Origin of the sequence: Pseudomonas halotolerans (genome assembly GCF_039581215.1) — a bacterium.
GTDB lineage: Bacteria > Pseudomonadota > Gammaproteobacteria > Pseudomonadales > Pseudomonadaceae > Aquipseudomonas > Aquipseudomonas tehranensis.
Genome location: NZ_JBCNTJ010000007.1, coordinates 153,685 through 170,382, shown reverse-complemented (window position 1 = coordinate 170,382; position 16,698 = coordinate 153,685). Strand labels below are relative to the sequence as shown.

Sequence of the window (16,698 nt, the reverse complement as noted above, 5' to 3'; positions counted from 1 at the left end):
GCTCGTCCTCAAAGGTAGGAATAGAAGAGGCTGTCGAGCAACTGCGTCCAACCCTGTACAAGGACAAAGACCAGCAACTTGAGCGGCAACGAAATGGTCATGGGCGCGACCATCTGCATGCCTAGCGCCAGCAGCAGGTTGGACACGATCAGATCAATGACGATGAAGGGGATGTAGATCAGAAATCCCATCTGGAAACCTGCCTCAAGCTCCGACAGCATGAACGCCGGGATGAGCAGCATCAGGTCGTCGCGACTGGCCTGCTCGGCACGCTCCTTGGGCCACATGCGCTGGGTGTTCTCCAGCAGATGGGCGAGGATGTCCGGGTTGGTGTTGCGCGACATGAACGCCTGCAACGGTTTTATCGCGTTCAAGGCAGAACCTTGCAACGTCTCGGTGTTGCTGAAATCCAGCGGCTGCTCTTTCAGCGTTTCGGCGATGTCGTGACCGACCGGCGCCATGATGAACAGTGTCGCGGCCAGCGCAATGGCATACAGCGCCATGTTGGGCGGCACCTGCTGCACGCCGATGGCGTTGCGGGTGATCGTCAACACGATGGCCACCTTGAGAAAGGCACTGCAGATGATCAGCAACAGCGGGACCAAAGACATCCCACCGATGAACAGCGCCAGCAGAAAGGGGTCGACCCCCTGGAAACTCATCCAGCCACATCCACGCGGGCGACTTGCAGTCCCAACTGGCCATCGACTTCAACCAGCTCGCCATGGGCCAGGGCACGCTCACCATAGAACAGCGCCCCGGCCCCCGGTGCCACACCTTGCACTTGCAGCACGACGCCGGGCGCCAGGTTGCGCAGTTCGGCCAAGGTCAGGCTCAAGTGACCACAGCGCACCGTGAGCGCCAGCGGCAGGTCGTCGAAGCGCTCGGTGACGTCGCCAGCAACCTGTTCAGCCATCGACGGCACCTGGGTTTGAGCGTCGGCATGGACAGACGCCGGCTGGTCGGCGGCCTCGGGGGCTTGAGCGTCGGGCTCGTATCGGCTGGTATCGTCCCAGTCGGGTGTCAGGATGTCGGTGTCAGTGTCGGTAGTGGGGCTCATAACGGTCTCCTCCAGAGCGAGTACGATCAGACGCAACGGCGCGGTACGGCTTTGCACGCGCACCTGCACACATTGCCGGCCCAGGCGAATCAGCCCGTGACCGGATGAGTCGAACAATGGTGTTTCAGGCATCAACACATCACCTGGGCGCAACGTCGCCAACAGCCCGGGAGGAAGCGCCAGTTCCCCCACCAGCAGCGGAACACACAGCGCAAAACGCTCGACCCACGGCGCTGCACGCCGCTGCCAGGGCGCGGCGTGCAGCAGCCCGAGCAGGGTCGCGCCGGGAATCTCCAGATGGCTCACGACACAGGCCGCACCCAACCTCACGTCGAGCCGACAGGCAATACCCGGGACCCTGGGGACGGTCAGCGGTTTGAGGAAGCCGAATGCCAGGCGCAGGGACTCGCTCAGGGTTTGATGAAACAGTGACCAGAACCACTCGTCATCCGGTCCAGGCTCGGCAGGCAATACCACCGGGCATTCACCGAATAAACTCAGCGCCGCGCCGGGCTCGCTCAGGGTAAAAACACCCTGTGCACACTCCAGCACACACGGCGCTCCTCCCTCGGGGCCGCAGCCCAAGGTCAGCTCCAACAGCCCCGTCTGACCCGCCACCTCGAAGGGCAAGCCGACGCCCCCCCCCAATAGTCGCCGGGCGCTGACCTCCTCGACGCCAACAGACGGCAACGACAATGCACGTACGGTCATGCCCGCCCCCCCTCTTTTTCTCGGTCTACGCGCACGATGACCCGTTGGCCCAAACACTGCGTCAACGCCTCTTCGAGATGGCCGGACCGACTCGATAACCGCGCCTGAGCCTCGTCGCTTTCGCCGCTCAGGCCGATGTCCCATCCAGACGCCCCGCTCAAGCGTCGTGCAGACACCCTGATACGACCCAAATGCGGAAGGTGCAGCAGCAGGTCCAATTGCTGGTCGAGCGTGGCGCGCAAGCGTGGTGTGAGCTGATCGACAAAAGCCTCCACATCGCCGTTCTGCTGGCTCACCAGGCCCGACAGCGAACCCGTGCCTGCGGTGTCATCGTGCGAACCGCCCCGTGGCGCATCGACCCACTGGCGAAACCAGTAGCCGTCACTGCGCTCAGCCATCACGTCGGGGTCGCGCTCGGTTCCGGTCGCAGGCTCGCGCGCCGCCGAACGCGCCACCCGGTTCACCTGAGCGGGCGGTTGCTCAGAGGCCCGAAGCGGGTGCCGAACCGGGACAGTCGAGGGCTCATGACGCGGTGGCCCATGGCGTACGGTGCGTTCATTCATCGCAGGGGGGCTCCACCAGTTGCTCCATCAACACCTTGAGCTTTTCCAGATCACGCCGGCGCCCTTGTAACCGCTGCTGGGCGGTTTCCGTGTTCAGGGCTTGTTGCGCCTGTTCATCATCCAGGGCCTGCAACGCACGTGCTTGCTCGGCCAGCTCCCCCATCAAGCGACGTTCTTGCGCACTCCAGGCGTTCAATTCACACACACTCAGCGCACGACCACGGTGTTGGCAGTACAGCGCCTCGCGTTGCGCCGCTTGCCATTCACACGCTGCCTGCCATTGCGTGCGCGCGGCGACAACCGCCGCTTCTCGCTCGCGTAAAAGGTCGCGCTGCTGACGCCACGCCCGCTCGGCTTGCGCTTCCCGGTGACGACGTACAGGCGCCAAGGCGCTCAGATCAGCTTGGGACATAAGCGGTCAACTGCTGGAGATGCGCGAGCGTGGAGGCATACAGCGCCGGCTCACGCAGATCCTGGCGCAGGAAGACGTCCAGGGCACCGCGCGACTCCACCGCCAGGTCGGTCAGGGGATCGGCGCCAGCCTGATATTCACCCAAGCGCAACATCAGTTCGATCTGGTCATAGGCCGACAACAACCGACGCAGATTGATGCTCGCCCGCAGGTGCTCCGCCTCGGCCACATTGGCCAAGGTTCGCGACAGGCTGGCCAGCACGTCGATTGCCGGATAGTGACCGCGCTCGGCAAGCTTTCGCGACAGCACGATATGACCGTCGAGCAGTGAGCGCACTTCGTCCGCCACCGGATCGTTCATCGAATCCTGTTCGATGAGCACCGTGTAGAAGGCAGTGATGGCGCCCTCGTTGGACAACCCGGCCCGCTCGACCAGGCGTGGCAGCAGGCTGTAGACCGATGGCGGCAGACCGCCGCGACCCAACGGCTCACCCGCGGCCAAGCCGATTTCACGTTGGGCCCGGGCGAACCGGGTCAGCGAATCGATGAGCAGCAGGACGCGCTGGCCCCGGGCACGAAAACCCTCGGCCAATGCCGTGGCGGTGAACGCCGCGCGGGCGCGCTCCATGCTCGAGCGGTCGGAGGTGGCGCACACCAGGACCGCACGGGCACGCAGCTCATCATCAAGCTCATGGTCGAGGAATTCGCGCAGTTCGCGTCCTCGTTCGCCGATCAGACCGAAAACGATGACATCGCAGTCAACGTTGCGGGCAATCTCCGCCAGCAGCGTGGTTTTACCGCAACCGGCGCCCGCGAACAGCCCTACACGCTGGCCTTCGCCAAGCGTCAGCGGGCCGTCGATCGCCCGTACGCCGGTCTTCAAGGCGCGCTGAATGCGCGGCCGTGCGGTGGGTGCAGGGGCCTCGCCAATCACCGCCGCCGCTTGCAGCACGTGCGCATCGGCGAACGCACCCGCACCGCCGTCCAGCAGGGACCGACCGAATCCATCCAGCACTTGGCCAAGCAACTCGGGTCCCACGCGCACCCTGTGCGGTATGCCCAGCGGCTCCACCGCCGCACCGACGCGCACGCCTTCCAGGCCGCCCAAGGCACTGAGCAAGGCATCGTGCTGATCGAAGCCGACAATCTCGGCAAGCAACGGCTCGCGGGTGTCGCGCTCAACCCGGCACAGGTCGCCGATCTGCGCCCCAGGCAGTCGGCATTGCAACAAAATGCCACTGACCCGCTGCACCCGCCCGCGCACCATGACCGGTGCGAACCGACGCAAGTGTGCCCGCTGCCCGGCTTCCCAGGCCTCAAGTCGCGCGATGACTGCTGGCGGCATCACCACGTGACCTCATAGCGCTGGTCGCCCTCGAAAATGACTTTACCGCTGTCGATCGCGGTCAAGCGCAGGCCATCGATCTGGTCGCCCAGAAACAACCGGCGCCCGTCGGACGTGACGACATGGCCACGCTTACCGCCCACGATCTGGGCGATTTGAAACGGCAACTGCGTCAGATGCTCCTTCACGTTGGCCGTGATCGCGACCGGCGTATCGTAGCGGTCGTTGAAACGCTCGATCAGTCGCTCGACCACCGCCAGACGCTGGCGCGGCAGCTCACCCACCAGCACGAGCCGGTCGTTCTGGGCCTCGACCCGCACGCCGGCCCCCAAATCACGTTCCTGCAGCATGCGGTCCAGCTCCTGGCGGACCGCCTCGACGTTTTCCAACGTCACCTTCGGGCGCTTGAGCTGCTGGGCCGGGCTGTGCACCACCGCCTGTGTCGGTTGGCTGGTAAAGGCCCAGGCACTGGAGGCAACGGTGATCACTGCCGCGGCGATCGCAAAGCGCTTGGGCCACGACGGACGCGCCGCCGGCTTGAGGGTATCCCGACTCGCCTCCGGATGCCTGACGTCCTGCGCCGCCTCGGCTGGCCAAGGCTGATCGGCCGGAGCCAGGCACAACCAGATACCGGCCACGGCAAAAGGGACATGGCTCTGCAGAGGTTCGCTCGGCGTCCAGGGCTGGCCTTGCGCATCGCAAACCGCGCCTTCCAGCGTTTCCAGCATCCACTGATCCTGGCTCTGACTCAGACGTACGTGATGAGCGCAGATACCGGGATCGTAGAGCGCCAGGTCGGCATCCTCCGCCGCCCCGACAACCCATTGCCCGCCAACCAGCGGCAACGCCGCACCTCGGTGCAGACCACTCAATACACGCAGTTCGAACATGGCCAAGTCCTCAAGGGGCGACTGATCTTCGCCCTCAATCCGGTTGTACGGGGGCACTTGCGGCACCCGCCCTCTGTCACAGCCAGGCCGTTGAACGCACCTGGATTTGCATCGTTACGCACTGGTGCAGGTCCTGGAGCGCCGAGACATGCTCGTCACGCGGCATCCTCCACCCGCAGTTGTTCTTGCTCGATATCAAAACGACCCAGTACGTTTACCTGGGCGTTGCTGTGTAATTCGCTGAAGGCGAGCACCGGCACGTGATTGAACTCGTCGCGCAACAAATCACGCAGTGGTGCCCGCAGGTCTTGAGCCACCAACAGCACGGCCACGCGCTTGGCGCGCAACGGGAAGCCTTCGCGCAACTGCATGACCAAGGCGCGGGTGTGCAGGCTTTCCAGGGCAAAAAAGGTTTCTGTCTGGGTCTGGCGCAGCGCGTCGCGCAACAGGCCTTCGGTTTCCGGCATCAACAGCCACACGTGCAGGCCGTCTTCGTCGCGGTACTGGTGATATATCTGCGACTTCAGGGCGATGCGCGCGTAGTCGGTCAACGCACCGACGTCACGCTCGTGCTGCCCATGCTCGACCAGGGACTCGGCGATCAGGCGCACCGCGCGCAGCGGAACGCCTTCGCCAGCCAGACGCTGCAGCACCGCGGCAAAACGAGCCAAGGGCATGGTCCGCTGCAGTTCCTGCACCAGCTCTGGCTGACCCGCTTCGAGCCAACTGAGAATCGACTTGCTTTCCTGAAGCCCAAGGAATTGCGGCCCCGTGGCAAACATGGCGCGGCTCATCCGTTCCACCAGCAACTCGGCTGCCGACACCGCCTCGACGCGCTCGTCCACCAGCAGCGGGTCGTCGGGCGTCAGCCATAGCCACTGATGCTCGTCACGGACTTCACTCCCCAACTGCGCGTCGCGCGGTTCGAACGGCAGCGGCCCGCGTGCCACGGCGACACGCTCACCGAATGTGGCCCGTAACATCGGAACCTCGTGCACGCAGAACCGGAACTCGTCGTCCTCCAGCAGCGCGCTGTACTCAACCTCGAAGGGCGGCAAGGTCAGGCCAAAACCGGCCACCAGTCCATTGCGTTTTTTTCGAATTGCCTGGATGACCTCCTCGGCCGCCCCGTGCCCTTGCATCGATTTGGAGAACTGCAAAAGATAGGCGCGGGTCGGGTCAAAACTGCGCAGGTCTTCGGCGCCGTTTTGCTCAGGGGCCACGGCTTCGGTGGGTTGCTCGCCCTGGCGTGCCTTTCGTGCACGAGCATGCAGTTGAACGATGCCGGCGGTGCCGGTGATCAGGGCGATGACGATGAACACCAGCGTGGGCATGCCGGGTAAGGCAGCGAAGCCGAGCATCCCTACCGAAGCGATCACCCAGGCCTTCGGTTCAGCGGTCAACTGCTTGGCGATTTCCCTGCCGATGCTGCTGCCCGCCGGCTGCCCTTCCGGCGATACCCGAGTAATGATCATGCCAGCGGTGAGGGAAATCAGCAGTGCCGGAATTTGCGCGATCAAACCGTCACCGATGGTCAGCACGGCATACAAGTGCATCGATTCGGACGCGCCCATGTCGTGCTGCAGCATACCGACCGAGAAACCGCCGACAAGATTGATCACCACGATCACCAGGCCCGCGATGGCGTCACCCTTGACGAACTTCATCGCCCCGTCCATCGCACCGAACAGTTGGCTTTCCTTGTTCAACTCCTCGCGACGCCGGCGGGCTTCGCTGACATCGATCAGGTTTGCGCGCAAGTCGCTGTCGATGGACATCTGTTTGCCTGGCAGCGCATCCAGGGTGAACCGCGCCGCCACTTCGGCGACACGCTCAGACCCTTTGGTGATCACCAGAAAGTTGACCACCGTCAGAATGAGGAAGATGACCAGCCCGACCGCCAGATTTCCTCCCACCACAAAATCGCCGAACGCCTGGACGATATGACCGGCGTCCCCCTGAAGCAGGATCAATCGGGTGGTAGCCACCGACAACGCCAGCCGAAACAGCGTGGTCAGCAGTAGCACCGCCGGAAACGAGGAAAACGCCAACGGCCGTGGCAGGTAAAGCGAGAGCACGATCAGCAGACAGGAGATGCAGATGTTGATCGCGATCAGCGCATCAACCACCGAGGTCGGCATGGGCAAGATCAGCATGAACACGATGCCAAGCACCACGAACGCCCCGGCCACCTCAATGCCACGCGCCGCTTCGTTAGCGACTTTGTTCAACAGGCCGATCATGAGTGCGCTCCGATGACCGGGGTGGCGGTCTGGCCTCGAGGCTCACCTTGGGAACGCTCATCAAGCAGCACCAGTAAATTCTTCAGCGCGGTCTGACGGCTCTTGCCATCCCGCCAGAGCACCAGCGGCAAGCGCTTGAGCACCGGATACAGCCCATTCAGGGACACCAGTTGGTTGCGCTCCTGGTCGCCGCCCAATTCACGGGCGATGCGGCGCACCTCTGCCGAAGACAAGCCACTGGTGACAAACCCCAACATGCGCTGAAGTAACAGCACAGCCGTGAGCTGGCTTGCCGGACAGCTGTAGGCCAACTGCTCCAGCAGCTGGCGGCAGCTTTGCAGGACACTGCTGAGTTGAGTCGATGCTGCCAGGCCGATCAGCAGCGTGCGCAGCAAGGCGGTAGGCCGCGAAGGTGTCTGCGCGGCGATGTCGTGCGCCAGTGCCCGACGCATCATGTCCAGCCCCGACACGAAAGCCGCTTCACCGAACAGACCCAGCAACGCTTGCATCATGGTGGGCAATGACTGCTTGAGCACCACCGTGTCGTAATAGAGTCGCCGTACAGCCTGGCGTAGTTCCGGATCACCGCCCGCAGCGCGCAGTGCCTCGGCGATGTTCATGCCCGCCTGAATCTGCGCCCCATACCGCTCGCGCAATAGCTGCAGGTAATCTCGAGCGCGCTTGGCATCGACCAGACGACCTTGCGTCTCGGCATCGCGCAGCACTTGCTGCAGGATCAGGTCGGTACGGGCCGGATCGCCACCGGTGGACTGCACCACCTCTTCAAGCACCGGTTCGCCACACAGCAACATACCCGCCTGCGCGGCCATTGCACCCAAGCTCTGCTTACCTGAGTGACCGAGTTGGTCGAACCACTCCTCCAACTGCTCGCGCGTCTCGACCCGGGTTTGACCCACCTCGCTGCGGGCGTTGCGAATGCGACGGTTGCTCAGGGCCTTGGTGTTGCGCTCTACATGATGGCTGAAGGTCATGCCGACCTCCTCCATCGAATTGGACTGCACGCTCTGCAACGATTCGCCAGGCCTGCCCAAGCCCGCCACAGCCGAAGCGGCCTGGGCAAGGTTGACGGCAATGCGCGTATGGGTCGGTGCTTCTACTTTCATGATGGCCGTGAGCGTGGTGGGGAACGCTCAGTGGGTGGCGCGATTCCTTATTGAGTTCCATCAATGGCCAAGGCCTTTTCTGAATGCGTTCAGAGACGGCGACATCACCCGCCTTTTCGATAGCCAGCGCCGTGCAAATTCATGCAGTGGATCTCGTACCCGCTGCGCACCCCCTTGCACCGAAGGCAGTCCGCCCAACAAATAAAATCATTATTTATCATATAGATACGATATTTATCAGGGTTGGCACAGGTCCTGCTGATGGGGTATGTCGGTCTTACGGATCGACGCTATGGAATCCATTCAGAGGGATACATCAATGAGCAGTCTGAACCTCATGACACCCCCAGCGACCGCCCGAACAGGTGCCCGCACGCCAGGTTTTGCCTTTGGCGAGGAGCGTAAACTGCGTCTGTTCGTGCAAAAGCGTGTGCTCAATCAAGACGATGCCGACGACATCATCCAGATCACGTACCTGGAAGCCTGGCGTAATCAGGAGAAATTCAAAGGGCTGGCAAAACTGGATACGTGGCTGTGCGGCATCGCTCTCAATCTGATCCGCAACCATTTCCGCCGCTTCTACGCACAACCGCCGCTCAGTTCGTTCGACGAAAGTGAGTTCAACGAGTCCAGTGACTACATCGACCTGAGTCAGCAGTGCGAGCACCGACGGCTGCTGGACCGCACGCTGGTGGCCATGGATGCGCTACCCAAGGATATGCGCGATACCCTGTGGACCGCCGTGGACACCGAGAGCAGCTACCGCGACGCCGCCAAACGACTCGGCGTCCCCATCGGGACCGTGCGTTCAAGGTTGTTTCGCGCGCGCGAACAGCTCAAGCGAAGCGTCTATGGAGAGGTGCAGCCATGACCAGCAAACGCTTGAACAGCCGGCTTGACCTGCCACGCGGTGTACGCCGTTACACCCCCGACGACTTGCCGGTGATGACGGATATCTTCAACGAAAGCGCTCTGGGGGGGACCAGCTCTCCCGTACTTAGAGCGTTTTCCCTGAAGGAAATGACCTTCTTCGTCGACTGTTTCGTCAAGGAAGGCGACCCGATCTACGTGCTCGAACGCGCTGGCGAAGTTGTCGCCTGGTTGATCGTCAACCGCTTCAGTTGGGGCGCCCAGGCCTGTCGACTGACCGGCGAAGTGTCGATCTACGTACGTAACGACCATATTGGCAGCGGCGTCGGCATTCGCCTCGGTCAAGCCGCGGTCACGTTGGCCAAACGGTATGGTTTCGAGACGCTGGTGGCCTGGATCATCGAGCATAACGAGGCCAGCAAACGCGGTGTGCAAGGCCTGGGCGCGACGCAGTGGGGCCGCTTTCCCGGCATTGCCCGGTTCGCCGACACCCGCGCGGACGTCGTCCTCTACGGTCTGCAACTGACGCCAAGCGACGCGGTGCCGGTCACGACCTCAGCGCAGAGGCTAAACGCGGACGCCAGCCTGGCGTGAACCTGCGGCTCGCCCGGCCGGGTGGTCGGGCGAGCCGTACTTTTCCTTCCCCTATGAGCGCCGGCTCATTCGCCCCCTGCCCTGCTTGAACAACGCTCACTGACGCTTTTACGACGGGCGCTTTGAAGTGTTCCTGCTCGCCCACCCACGTTTTGCGATCACCTCAGTCCACCGACCAGTTCACCACCAGTGCGTCCGGCCCCCTGAAGTTGGGGACATAGCGCCAGCGTATCGCGCCGGGGTCAACGGCCAACTGCAACCCAGGGCAGCGCCGAAGAAGGGTGTTCAATGCAATTTCCAGTTCCTGCCTGGCCAGCGAGGCGCCCAGGCAATAGTGAATACCTTTGCCGAAAGACATGTGTGGGCAGACAGGACGTGCGATGTCGAGCGTGCCAGGATTTGCACAAAGCGCTTCGTCACGATTGGCCGAGCCCACCACCGCAATCAACAGCTGCCCGCGCTGCAAGCGCTGCCCGGCCAGTGTTGTGTCCTGAGTGACAAAGCGGACCATTGCCCGCTCCACCGACGAGTCATAGCGCAAAAACTCCTCGACGGCGTTGGGCATCAATGCCGGCTCGTCACGCAATCGCGCCAGCGTCGCAGGGTGCTGCAACAGCATGTGGACGGCATTGCCGATCATCGACGCCGAGGTTTCGTGCCCGGCGATAATGAGCAGCGCGATCATGCTGCACAGCTCACTGCGGCTGAGCATCCGGCCCTCTTCCTCGACTTGGGCCAGCGCTGAAATCATATCGTCGGCCGGCTGCGCCCGACGCTGGTCTATCAGTGCGAGCATGTAGGCCGCGAACTCGCTGTAGCACCGCTGCAACTCGCTCAAGTCCTGGCCAACCTGCTGAACAATCATGTGCGACCAGCGTCGGAAATCGTCTCGGTCCTGCGCGGGGACCCCGAGCAGTTCGGCGATGACGATAATCGAAAAAGGGAATGCATATTGGCTCACCACGTCCATTCGCCCGCTCGGTCCCGCTGCGTCCAGCAACGTCTCGGCGATCTGCTCGATACGCGGCCGCATGGCGTTTACCGCCTTCAATGTGAATGCCTTGTTCACCAGACGACGCAACCTGCGATGGCTCTCCCCGTCGCGGTTGAGCATGTGGTCGTTAAGAAACGCGATGGATTGCTCGCCACCGAGCATCGCCGCGAACTGCGCGTCAATCCGTGACGGGTCACGGGCGAAGCGGTCACTGTCCAGCAGGACCTCCTCGACTTCCCGGGCGCCGGTGACATACCAGATCGGCACCTGCCCTTCGGGTTGGCTGAGGAATACCGGAGATGCCTGGCGCAGCGCCGCATAGTGCCGATAAGCCTCGCCGCGAAACGCGTCGCTATTCCAGTCAAGGGTACGCTCGTAAGCCATGAACACTCTCCAAAGGCATGAATCGTTGCCCTTGAGTGGCATGGCTCGCAGAAAAGATCCCATTGCAGCGACATCACCTGAGGCGATGAACCGTTTTCACCGCCACGGTCACTTAGGGAGGACACACACCCGCGTGGAGCTGACATGACGCATGCACTTGCAATCCAGGGCCAATGCGACCCTCGTTTCGAACCGGTCAAAGCGGCTTTTACCACACTGATGCAAGGGCCCTTCGAACGCGGCGCTGCCCTGTGCATTCAGATTGACGGCGAAACCGTTATCGACCTCTGGGCCGGCATTGCCGGCCCAGAGCCAGGGAGCCATTGGCAGCGCGACACGCTGCTCAATCTGTTCTCCTGCACCAAACCCTTCACTGCGGTGGCGATCATGCAACTGGTAGGCGAAGGACGCCTGGACCTGGATGCGCCGGTCTGTCGCTATTGGCCAGAGTTCGCCAACGCCGGAAAAGCGCGGATCACCCTGCGCCAGGTGCTTTGCCACCGCGCCGGGCTCCCGGCGCTGCGCACGCCGCTGGCGCCGGAAACCCTGTACGACTGGGGCGCCATGACGGACCTGATCGCCAATGAGCACCCCTGGGCCATCGCCGGGGAACAGCAGACCTATTCGCCCTTGCTGTTCGGCTGGATCCTCGGCGAACTGCTGCGCCGGGTGGATGGCTTGACGCCGGCGCAAAGCATCTGCCAACGGGTGGCGGAGCCACTCGGACTGGATTTCCACCTCGGCCTGGACGACGCGACCATCGCCCGATGCGCCTACATGGCGCGCACCAAAGACGAGGTCGATGACGAAGCCTTTGGCCGGGTGCTTCAATACGTGCTCACCGAACCGACCGCCATGAGTTCACTGGCCTTCGCCAACCCGCCGATGGTGCTGGGGCGCAGTAACGAAAGCGGCTGGAAGCGCATGACCCAGCCCGCGGCCAACGGACACGGCAACGCACGCAGCCTGGCGATGTTTTACGCCGGGCTGCTCAACGGACAGTTGCTGGAATCGCCGCTGCTCAACGAAATGTTGCGCGAACACAGCGCCGACTACGACCCGACCATCCAGACCCCTACGCGCTTCGGCCTGGGCGTCATGCTCAACCAACCGCACGTGGCAAACGGCAGCTATGGCATGGGAGCCGAAACTTTCGGCCACATGGGCGCCGGGGGCACCATCGGCTTTGCCGATCCTGAGCGCGGCGTGGCATTCGGCTTCGCCTGCAACACCATTGGCTCCTACGTCTTGATGGATCCACGCGCACGGAGCCTGGCTAACGTTGCCATGGGCTGTCTGTAATCGACTCGTCCAGGTTCGGGTGTGCGCTCGCTCATCCTCCTGGCGGCACGGCCGCGTCCGCCACCTGGGGCTCGGCCGTACCGGTCTCGGGCGAGGCGATCAGTTGTTCCTCGCGACTGGCCGCACGGGGCCGCGCCGCTTTGGCGATCATGTCCGGCTGCGCCAGCAACCTGCGCGATGCCTCCATGGGCATCAGCAAGCGTCCGCTGGCGCGGCCACGCGCGGCTGGGTTGAGCATGCGCAACTCTCGCTCATGAACACCGGACAACTGCGCCAGGTGTGCCAGGTCCACGGGCTGCGCCAAGGCGACCATCCGGAAGTACGGCTGGTCGGCGATGGGCGCCAGGCTCACGCCATAGTCTGCGGGTGCATTCACCAGTTGCGACAGCGCCAGCAGTCGCGGCACATAGTTCTGCGTCTCACCGGGCAACGGCAGGTTCCAATAATTGGTCGCCAGGCCGCGGGCGCGATTGCGCTTGATGGCGTCACGTACCCGCCCTTCTCCGGCATTGTAGGCGGCCAGCGCCAGCAGCCAGTCACCGTCGAAGTACTCGTGCAGGTAGGACAAGTAATCCAGGGCGGCCCGGGTGGATGATGGAATGTCCCGGCGCTCATCGTAGTCGCTTCGCTGCTGTAATTGGTAACGGCGCCCCGTGGCCGGAATGAATTGCCACAGGCCCATGGCCTGGGCAGACGATTGTGCATTCGGATTGAACCCACTCTCGATGGCCGGCAACAGCGCCAGCTCCAGCGGCATGTTGCGCTTGTTCAATTCACCCACGATGAAGTGCAAGTAACGGCTGCCGGCACGTCCGGTCTGGGTGAGAAACCCCGGACGCGCCATCAGCCAGCGGCGCTGCTCATCGATGCGCGCCACCCCCTGAGTCTTGGCCTGCAAAGAAAACCCCTGGCGCATACGCGCCCACAGGCTGCCGTCGCTTGGTGCGGTTAACTCGCCGATCTGAACGATCGTGTCGGTAGGCGCTGGTTCAAGCCAACGCAGTTGGGAACGGTAAGGCTCGTTGGCGAAAGGATCGCCAATGGTCAACTGCGGTTCGAGATGCTGACATCCATACAGCAAGGTACCCATGGCCAGCATGGACACCCCTTTGGGAAAAAGTCGAAGGGCCGGCGAACGTGCTAGTGGTCGGGACATGGGCGGTCAACCTTGAATGAGGTGGCGCCATTGGGTGGCAGATCACATGCCAGCGGTTCCACGCGCGCCGGCGGGCTGGAACTGAAATGCCGCAGGTGTCACTCACCATGGGCCAGCAGGCGCTCGTCGGCGCTTGCACGACTATGCGAGGCCCATCATGGCGTCACCCACCTATTGCAAGTTGATTGATCAGTTGTGCGAACTCACGATGATTCCCACCCCGTCAGCGTTCTACGAGCAGGCGAACCTGTCGGTCAAAGAGGTCGACTTTTCCCTGAAACACACCCCTGGCGTGGGTGAGGGAGACGTTTTTATCTACTGCAGCTTCGGGCCATTGCCTGTGGCGAATCGCGAAGCGGTCCTGCAAAGGCTGCTGGAAACCAACTTGTACCTGCTGAGCGGGGCGTTCTGCCCCTCCCTGTCTTACAACCGCGACAACGAACAGGTGATCCTGATCGGCCACGTCCCCCTGGAAAACCTCACCGCCGAGCGCCTGCTCGGGCTGATGGGCGGTGCCGCCGACATGGCGTTGATTTGGCGAGAGGGCTACTTCTTCGACGGCGCCAGCGCAAACGACGCCGCCAAGACCACCCAACCCAAACCCACCCCCCGTAGCACCGGGCTCAACAGCGCCCTGTCAATCTAGGAGAGCACGACATGCCAGAATTATCAGTAGGACGAAGCACCAGCTCGGCGGCGTTGCACCAGCAGGACGATCGAATCACACCGGTGGGAACCAGCCTGTCCGGGCAGGTTCGTCCCTCCACAAATCCCCTGGTGCCTTATCACTTCGAAGGAAAACCAACCGACAAGACTCAGCAAACCCTAAAGACCAGACAGCAGCGCCTGACAGGGCTGGTCAACAGCCTCGGCAAGAAAAACCCTGAAAACGATCCCATCGGCTATGCACGCGAGCACATGAGCCTGGAAGGCAAAGTACTGGGCTACGCGCCAGGGGCAAGCTATCAAGATGTACAGAAGCACTTGGCCGAACTCGGCGGCACGTCGCACCCGATGCTGTCGGGCCACGAAGAAACCGCAGCATTCGTCAAGGACTTCAATGAGTATCTGGGCAAGAACGAGGATGACAGGAAAGAAGACGGCGGTTTCAAAGCCGTCTGGGACAAACACTGCGAGCGCATGGGTAATACCCTTGGCGCCTATCATTCGTTGTGCCAGGAAGTTATCGAAAGCACCCCGGAAGGGGATGAACGTACGGATCTGCAAAGCAGCCATGATGCCTTCCGCGGTTATGCCAAAGGCGTCATGCAAGCCATGACGCAAGAGCTGCCCGATCGCTTGAATACCTTTATGGAAAGCCGCATCGAGCACGCACGCAGTGTGATGAACAACGAGGGCCTTTCCCAGCCCGAACGAGACCAGGCGACCTCTGAACTGAACCAACTGATCAAGGTTCAGGTGGAGTTTGAGGAATTAGTGGACAAGGAGGGCGACAAGCCCAGCGAGCTGACGAAGGCGACGAAGAAAAACGAGGTGCTGGACACGGCACTCAAAAACGTCGGTCGCCAGGACTATGTCGCTGACCTCAAGACCCACAGTGGATTCCGGACGGGGCTGGCGGTATTTGCCGATGCGGGCATCCCGCAAGGCTTCGCCTCCTCGACTCACTTCGGCGCCAGCACCGCGGCAATCGACGATGAGCTGGAAGGTACGCACCTCGCAGCCCACGCTGCTGGGACCTCGGCCGTCCTGGGGGCCGCCCATAAAGTGGTCAGCGACAGCGCCCGCCCCATCATCCAGACCATCGTCGATAAAACCATCGGCAGTGGCCTGGAGAAGGTCGATCCGCTGTCGGTGTACCCCAAGGCCCTGCAAGAGGTGACGATGAATGGGCGGCGGGTCGCCAATCCTAACCGCGAGGCGCTCGACAAGACGCAGCAAGACAAGCGCACTGATTTCCTGCTTAAACAAAACGCCAATAACTTTGGCACCATCAGCGGCGACTTCACCGGTTACATCGCTTTCGGTGCGGCTCATGCGGTACGAGAAGTCCTGAATCAATTCACCAGCGTGAACGCTTCGGGCATCGGTGCCCGCAGCCTGGCGTCCGCAGTCGGTGGCACGCTTATGGCCGGCGGTCAGGCAGTGTTCAAATACTCACAAACCCACGGTGACGAGAAGATCCCAACCTACCGGGTCAAAAACGAAACGCGCGAATGGAAAGAGCTCCTGCCCAAGGCCTTTGCCGAATCAAGCAAAGTACTCCCGACCAACATGGCCAATATCAGTGACTATGCCAACCGAATCGTTGGCGTCGGTGCAGGTATTACCATGCGCACCGCAGTGGGAGACGCCGCCGCGCCAGGCGAAGATGCCGAGACACTGGAAAAAATGCAGCAGATCATCACGACCTTCTTCTCCTCGGGCCTGACCCTGCTTCCGTTCTTCGCCAACAGCGTAGCGGCACCGCTGGAAAACAAAGCGTTGAACGACGGCAAGGACGACCTGACCGCACGCGCCAACGTTCCATGGCAGAACCTCACGAATGCAAATCGGGACAGCCTGCCCCATACCCAGCCCCCCGGTTGGAGGCGCGCAGGCGAGAACGTCTATCACGGCACTCGAGGTGCTTCTCAACTGGTTCCGCAAGCCACGGTCGCTGGGCTCAACCTGGGTGCCGAGTGGGTCAAGAGCGTGGTAGTACGGCCTAAGGATACGGCGGCTGGCAACACGATGGAGTTGGCCGAACGAGGCGAAGCGCCACCCCAGAGCGGGCCGTCCACCGAATCGGCACCGGCTACCCGGCCAAGCTGATGACCCGTCGGACCATTCTTTGATGGCTCGACGGTCACCGGCTTAAACCTCCCCTCCCATCACCGGTCGCAGGAGCTTCCTGCGGCCGCGCCCCCTGACACACGCCGACTTACAGCCCTTGCACTTCGACGACGGCAGACGTGATTGTTGTGCCGATCAACGATAGCCTTGCGATTTTATGCGCCAGCCCCCCAGCCCAGCCGCCGCCCGATATCTTGCACCGCTTATACTCCGGCCCATGAAGCAGCCTGGAGAAAATCCCTCCGACGGACGAT

Annotated in this window: 15 protein-coding genes; 5 read left to right on the top strand and 10 right to left on the bottom strand. The window is 62.4% G+C overall.

The annotated features are described in order from the left end of the window. Positions 1–8 precede the first annotated feature (8 nt). From sctR to sctW, 8 genes are all read right to left on the bottom strand, one after another. A complete protein-coding gene (gene sctR, locus AAIS01_RS12195; protein ID WP_343469166.1) occupies positions 9–662 on the bottom strand; it encodes a type III secretion system export apparatus subunit SctR in 654 nt (217 codons plus the stop codon). Continuing rightward, positions 659–1,771 carry a type III secretion system cytoplasmic ring protein SctQ gene (gene sctQ / locus AAIS01_RS12190; protein WP_343469165.1) on the bottom strand — a complete coding sequence of 371 codons (1,113 nt, stop codon included), beginning with the start codon at positions 1,769–1,771 and terminating at the stop codon, positions 659–661. Before sctQ ends, sctR begins: the two co-directional genes overlap by 4 nt. Further along, the gene (locus tag AAIS01_RS12185) at positions 1,768–2,334 is read right to left on the bottom strand and encodes a type III secretion protein (protein WP_343469164.1); all 567 of its coding nucleotides are present in this window, start codon (positions 2,332–2,334) and stop codon (positions 1,768–1,770) included. Before AAIS01_RS12185 ends, sctQ begins: the two co-directional genes overlap by 4 nt. Next, positions 2,327–2,746 (bottom strand): type III secretion system stalk subunit SctO, encoded by a 420-nt coding sequence (gene sctO / locus AAIS01_RS12180; RefSeq protein ID WP_343469163.1) that lies wholly within the window; start codon positions 2,744–2,746, stop codon positions 2,327–2,329. The genes AAIS01_RS12185 and sctO overlap by 8 nt, the downstream gene beginning before the upstream one ends. Then, positions 2,733–4,091, bottom strand: coding sequence for a FliI/YscN family ATPase (locus AAIS01_RS12175; RefSeq protein ID WP_343469162.1), 1,359 nt, complete (start codon positions 4,089–4,091; stop codon positions 2,733–2,735). Before AAIS01_RS12175 ends, sctO begins: the two co-directional genes overlap by 14 nt. Next, positions 4,091–4,981, bottom strand: a complete 891-nt coding sequence (locus AAIS01_RS12170) for an FHA domain-containing protein (RefSeq protein ID WP_343469161.1) — start codon at positions 4,979–4,981, stop codon at positions 4,091–4,093. Before AAIS01_RS12170 ends, AAIS01_RS12175 begins: the two co-directional genes overlap by 1 nt. A gap of 155 nt (positions 4,982–5,136) precedes the next feature. Further along, on the bottom strand, positions 5,137–7,224 hold the full coding sequence (sctV, locus tag AAIS01_RS12165) for a type III secretion system export apparatus subunit SctV (protein WP_343469160.1): 2,088 nt from the start codon (positions 7,222–7,224) through the stop codon (positions 5,137–5,139). Next, positions 7,221–8,348, bottom strand: a complete 1,128-nt coding sequence (sctW, locus tag AAIS01_RS12160; RefSeq protein WP_343469159.1) for a type III secretion system gatekeeper subunit SctW — start codon at positions 8,346–8,348, stop codon at positions 7,221–7,223. Before sctW ends, sctV begins: the two co-directional genes overlap by 4 nt. A gap of 319 nt (positions 8,349–8,667) precedes the next feature. Here sctW and AAIS01_RS12155 point away from each other — a divergent pair, with 319 nt between their 5' ends. After that, positions 8,668–9,219 carry an RNA polymerase sigma factor gene (locus AAIS01_RS12155; RefSeq protein WP_343469158.1) on the top strand — a complete coding sequence of 184 codons (552 nt, stop codon included), beginning with the start codon at positions 8,668–8,670 and terminating at the stop codon, positions 9,217–9,219. Continuing rightward, on the top strand, positions 9,216–9,812 hold the full coding sequence (locus AAIS01_RS12150; protein WP_343469157.1) for a GNAT family N-acetyltransferase: 597 nt from the start codon (positions 9,216–9,218) through the stop codon (positions 9,810–9,812). The genes AAIS01_RS12155 and AAIS01_RS12150 overlap by 4 nt, the downstream gene beginning before the upstream one ends. Before the next feature lie 163 nt (positions 9,813–9,975). Here AAIS01_RS12150 and AAIS01_RS12145 read toward each other — a convergent pair whose 3' ends face one another. After that, the gene (locus tag AAIS01_RS12145) at positions 9,976–11,190 is read right to left on the bottom strand and encodes a cytochrome P450 family protein (RefSeq protein WP_343469156.1); all 1,215 of its coding nucleotides are present in this window, start codon (positions 11,188–11,190) and stop codon (positions 9,976–9,978) included. Between the two features lie 144 nt (positions 11,191–11,334). On the opposite strand from AAIS01_RS12145, the gene AAIS01_RS12140 reads away from it, so the two are divergent. After that, positions 11,335–12,492, top strand: a complete 1,158-nt coding sequence (locus tag AAIS01_RS12140; RefSeq protein ID WP_343469155.1) for a serine hydrolase domain-containing protein — start codon at positions 11,335–11,337, stop codon at positions 12,490–12,492. A gap of 31 nt (positions 12,493–12,523) precedes the next feature. Here the strand turns inward: AAIS01_RS12140 and AAIS01_RS12135 are convergent, their stop codons facing one another. Next, a complete protein-coding gene (locus AAIS01_RS12135) occupies positions 12,524–13,648 on the bottom strand; it encodes a transglycosylase SLT domain-containing protein (RefSeq protein ID WP_343469154.1) in 1,125 nt (374 codons plus the stop codon). Between the two features lie 157 nt (positions 13,649–13,805). On the opposite strand from AAIS01_RS12135, the gene AAIS01_RS12130 reads away from it, so the two are divergent. Both AAIS01_RS12130 and AAIS01_RS12125 read left to right on the top strand, forming a co-directional pair. Beyond that, positions 13,806–14,294: a type III secretion system chaperone family protein gene (locus AAIS01_RS12130; protein ID WP_343469153.1), complete on the top strand. Its 489-nt coding sequence runs from the start codon at positions 13,806–13,808 to the stop codon at positions 14,292–14,294. Positions 14,295–14,305: 11 nt separating this feature from the next. Then, positions 14,306–16,423, top strand: a complete 2,118-nt coding sequence (locus AAIS01_RS12125) for a type III effector (RefSeq protein WP_343469152.1) — start codon at positions 14,306–14,308, stop codon at positions 16,421–16,423. Positions 16,424–16,698: the final 275 nt, after the last annotated feature.

Excerpts from the sequence above, each read along its gene's own strand:
- sctR (WP_343469166.1), bottom strand. The coding sequence starts at position 662 with ATGAGTTTCCAGGGGGTCGACCCCTTTCTGCTGGCGCTGTTCATCGGT.
- sctQ (WP_343469165.1), bottom strand. The coding sequence starts at position 1,771 with ATGACCGTACGTGCATTGTCGTTGCCGTCTGTTGGCGTCGAGGAGGTC.
- AAIS01_RS12185 (WP_343469164.1), bottom strand. The coding sequence starts at position 2,334 with ATGAATGAACGCACCGTACGCCATGGGCCACCGCGTCATGAGCCCTCG.
- sctO (WP_343469163.1), bottom strand. The coding sequence starts at position 2,746 with ATGTCCCAAGCTGATCTGAGCGCCTTGGCGCCTGTACGTCGTCACCGG.
- AAIS01_RS12175 (WP_343469162.1), bottom strand. The coding sequence starts at position 4,091 with ATGCCGCCAGCAGTCATCGCGCGACTTGAGGCCTGGGAAGCCGGGCAG.
- AAIS01_RS12170 (WP_343469161.1), bottom strand. The coding sequence starts at position 4,981 with ATGTTCGAACTGCGTGTATTGAGTGGTCTGCACCGAGGTGCGGCGTTG.
- sctV (WP_343469160.1), bottom strand. The coding sequence starts at position 7,224 with ATGATCGGCCTGTTGAACAAAGTCGCTAACGAAGCGGCGCGTGGCATT.
- sctW (WP_343469159.1), bottom strand. The coding sequence starts at position 8,348 with ATGAAAGTAGAAGCACCGACCCATACGCGCATTGCCGTCAACCTTGCC.
- AAIS01_RS12155 (WP_343469158.1), top strand. The coding sequence starts at position 8,668 with ATGAGCAGTCTGAACCTCATGACACCCCCAGCGACCGCCCGAACAGGT.
- AAIS01_RS12150 (WP_343469157.1), top strand. The coding sequence starts at position 9,216 with ATGACCAGCAAACGCTTGAACAGCCGGCTTGACCTGCCACGCGGTGTA.
- AAIS01_RS12145 (WP_343469156.1), bottom strand. The coding sequence starts at position 11,190 with ATGGCTTACGAGCGTACCCTTGACTGGAATAGCGACGCGTTTCGCGGC.
- AAIS01_RS12140 (WP_343469155.1), top strand. The coding sequence starts at position 11,335 with ATGACGCATGCACTTGCAATCCAGGGCCAATGCGACCCTCGTTTCGAA.
- AAIS01_RS12135 (WP_343469154.1), bottom strand. The coding sequence starts at position 13,648 with ATGTCCCGACCACTAGCACGTTCGCCGGCCCTTCGACTTTTTCCCAAA.
- AAIS01_RS12130 (WP_343469153.1), top strand. The coding sequence starts at position 13,806 with ATGGCGTCACCCACCTATTGCAAGTTGATTGATCAGTTGTGCGAACTC.
- AAIS01_RS12125 (WP_343469152.1), top strand. The coding sequence starts at position 14,306 with ATGCCAGAATTATCAGTAGGACGAAGCACCAGCTCGGCGGCGTTGCAC.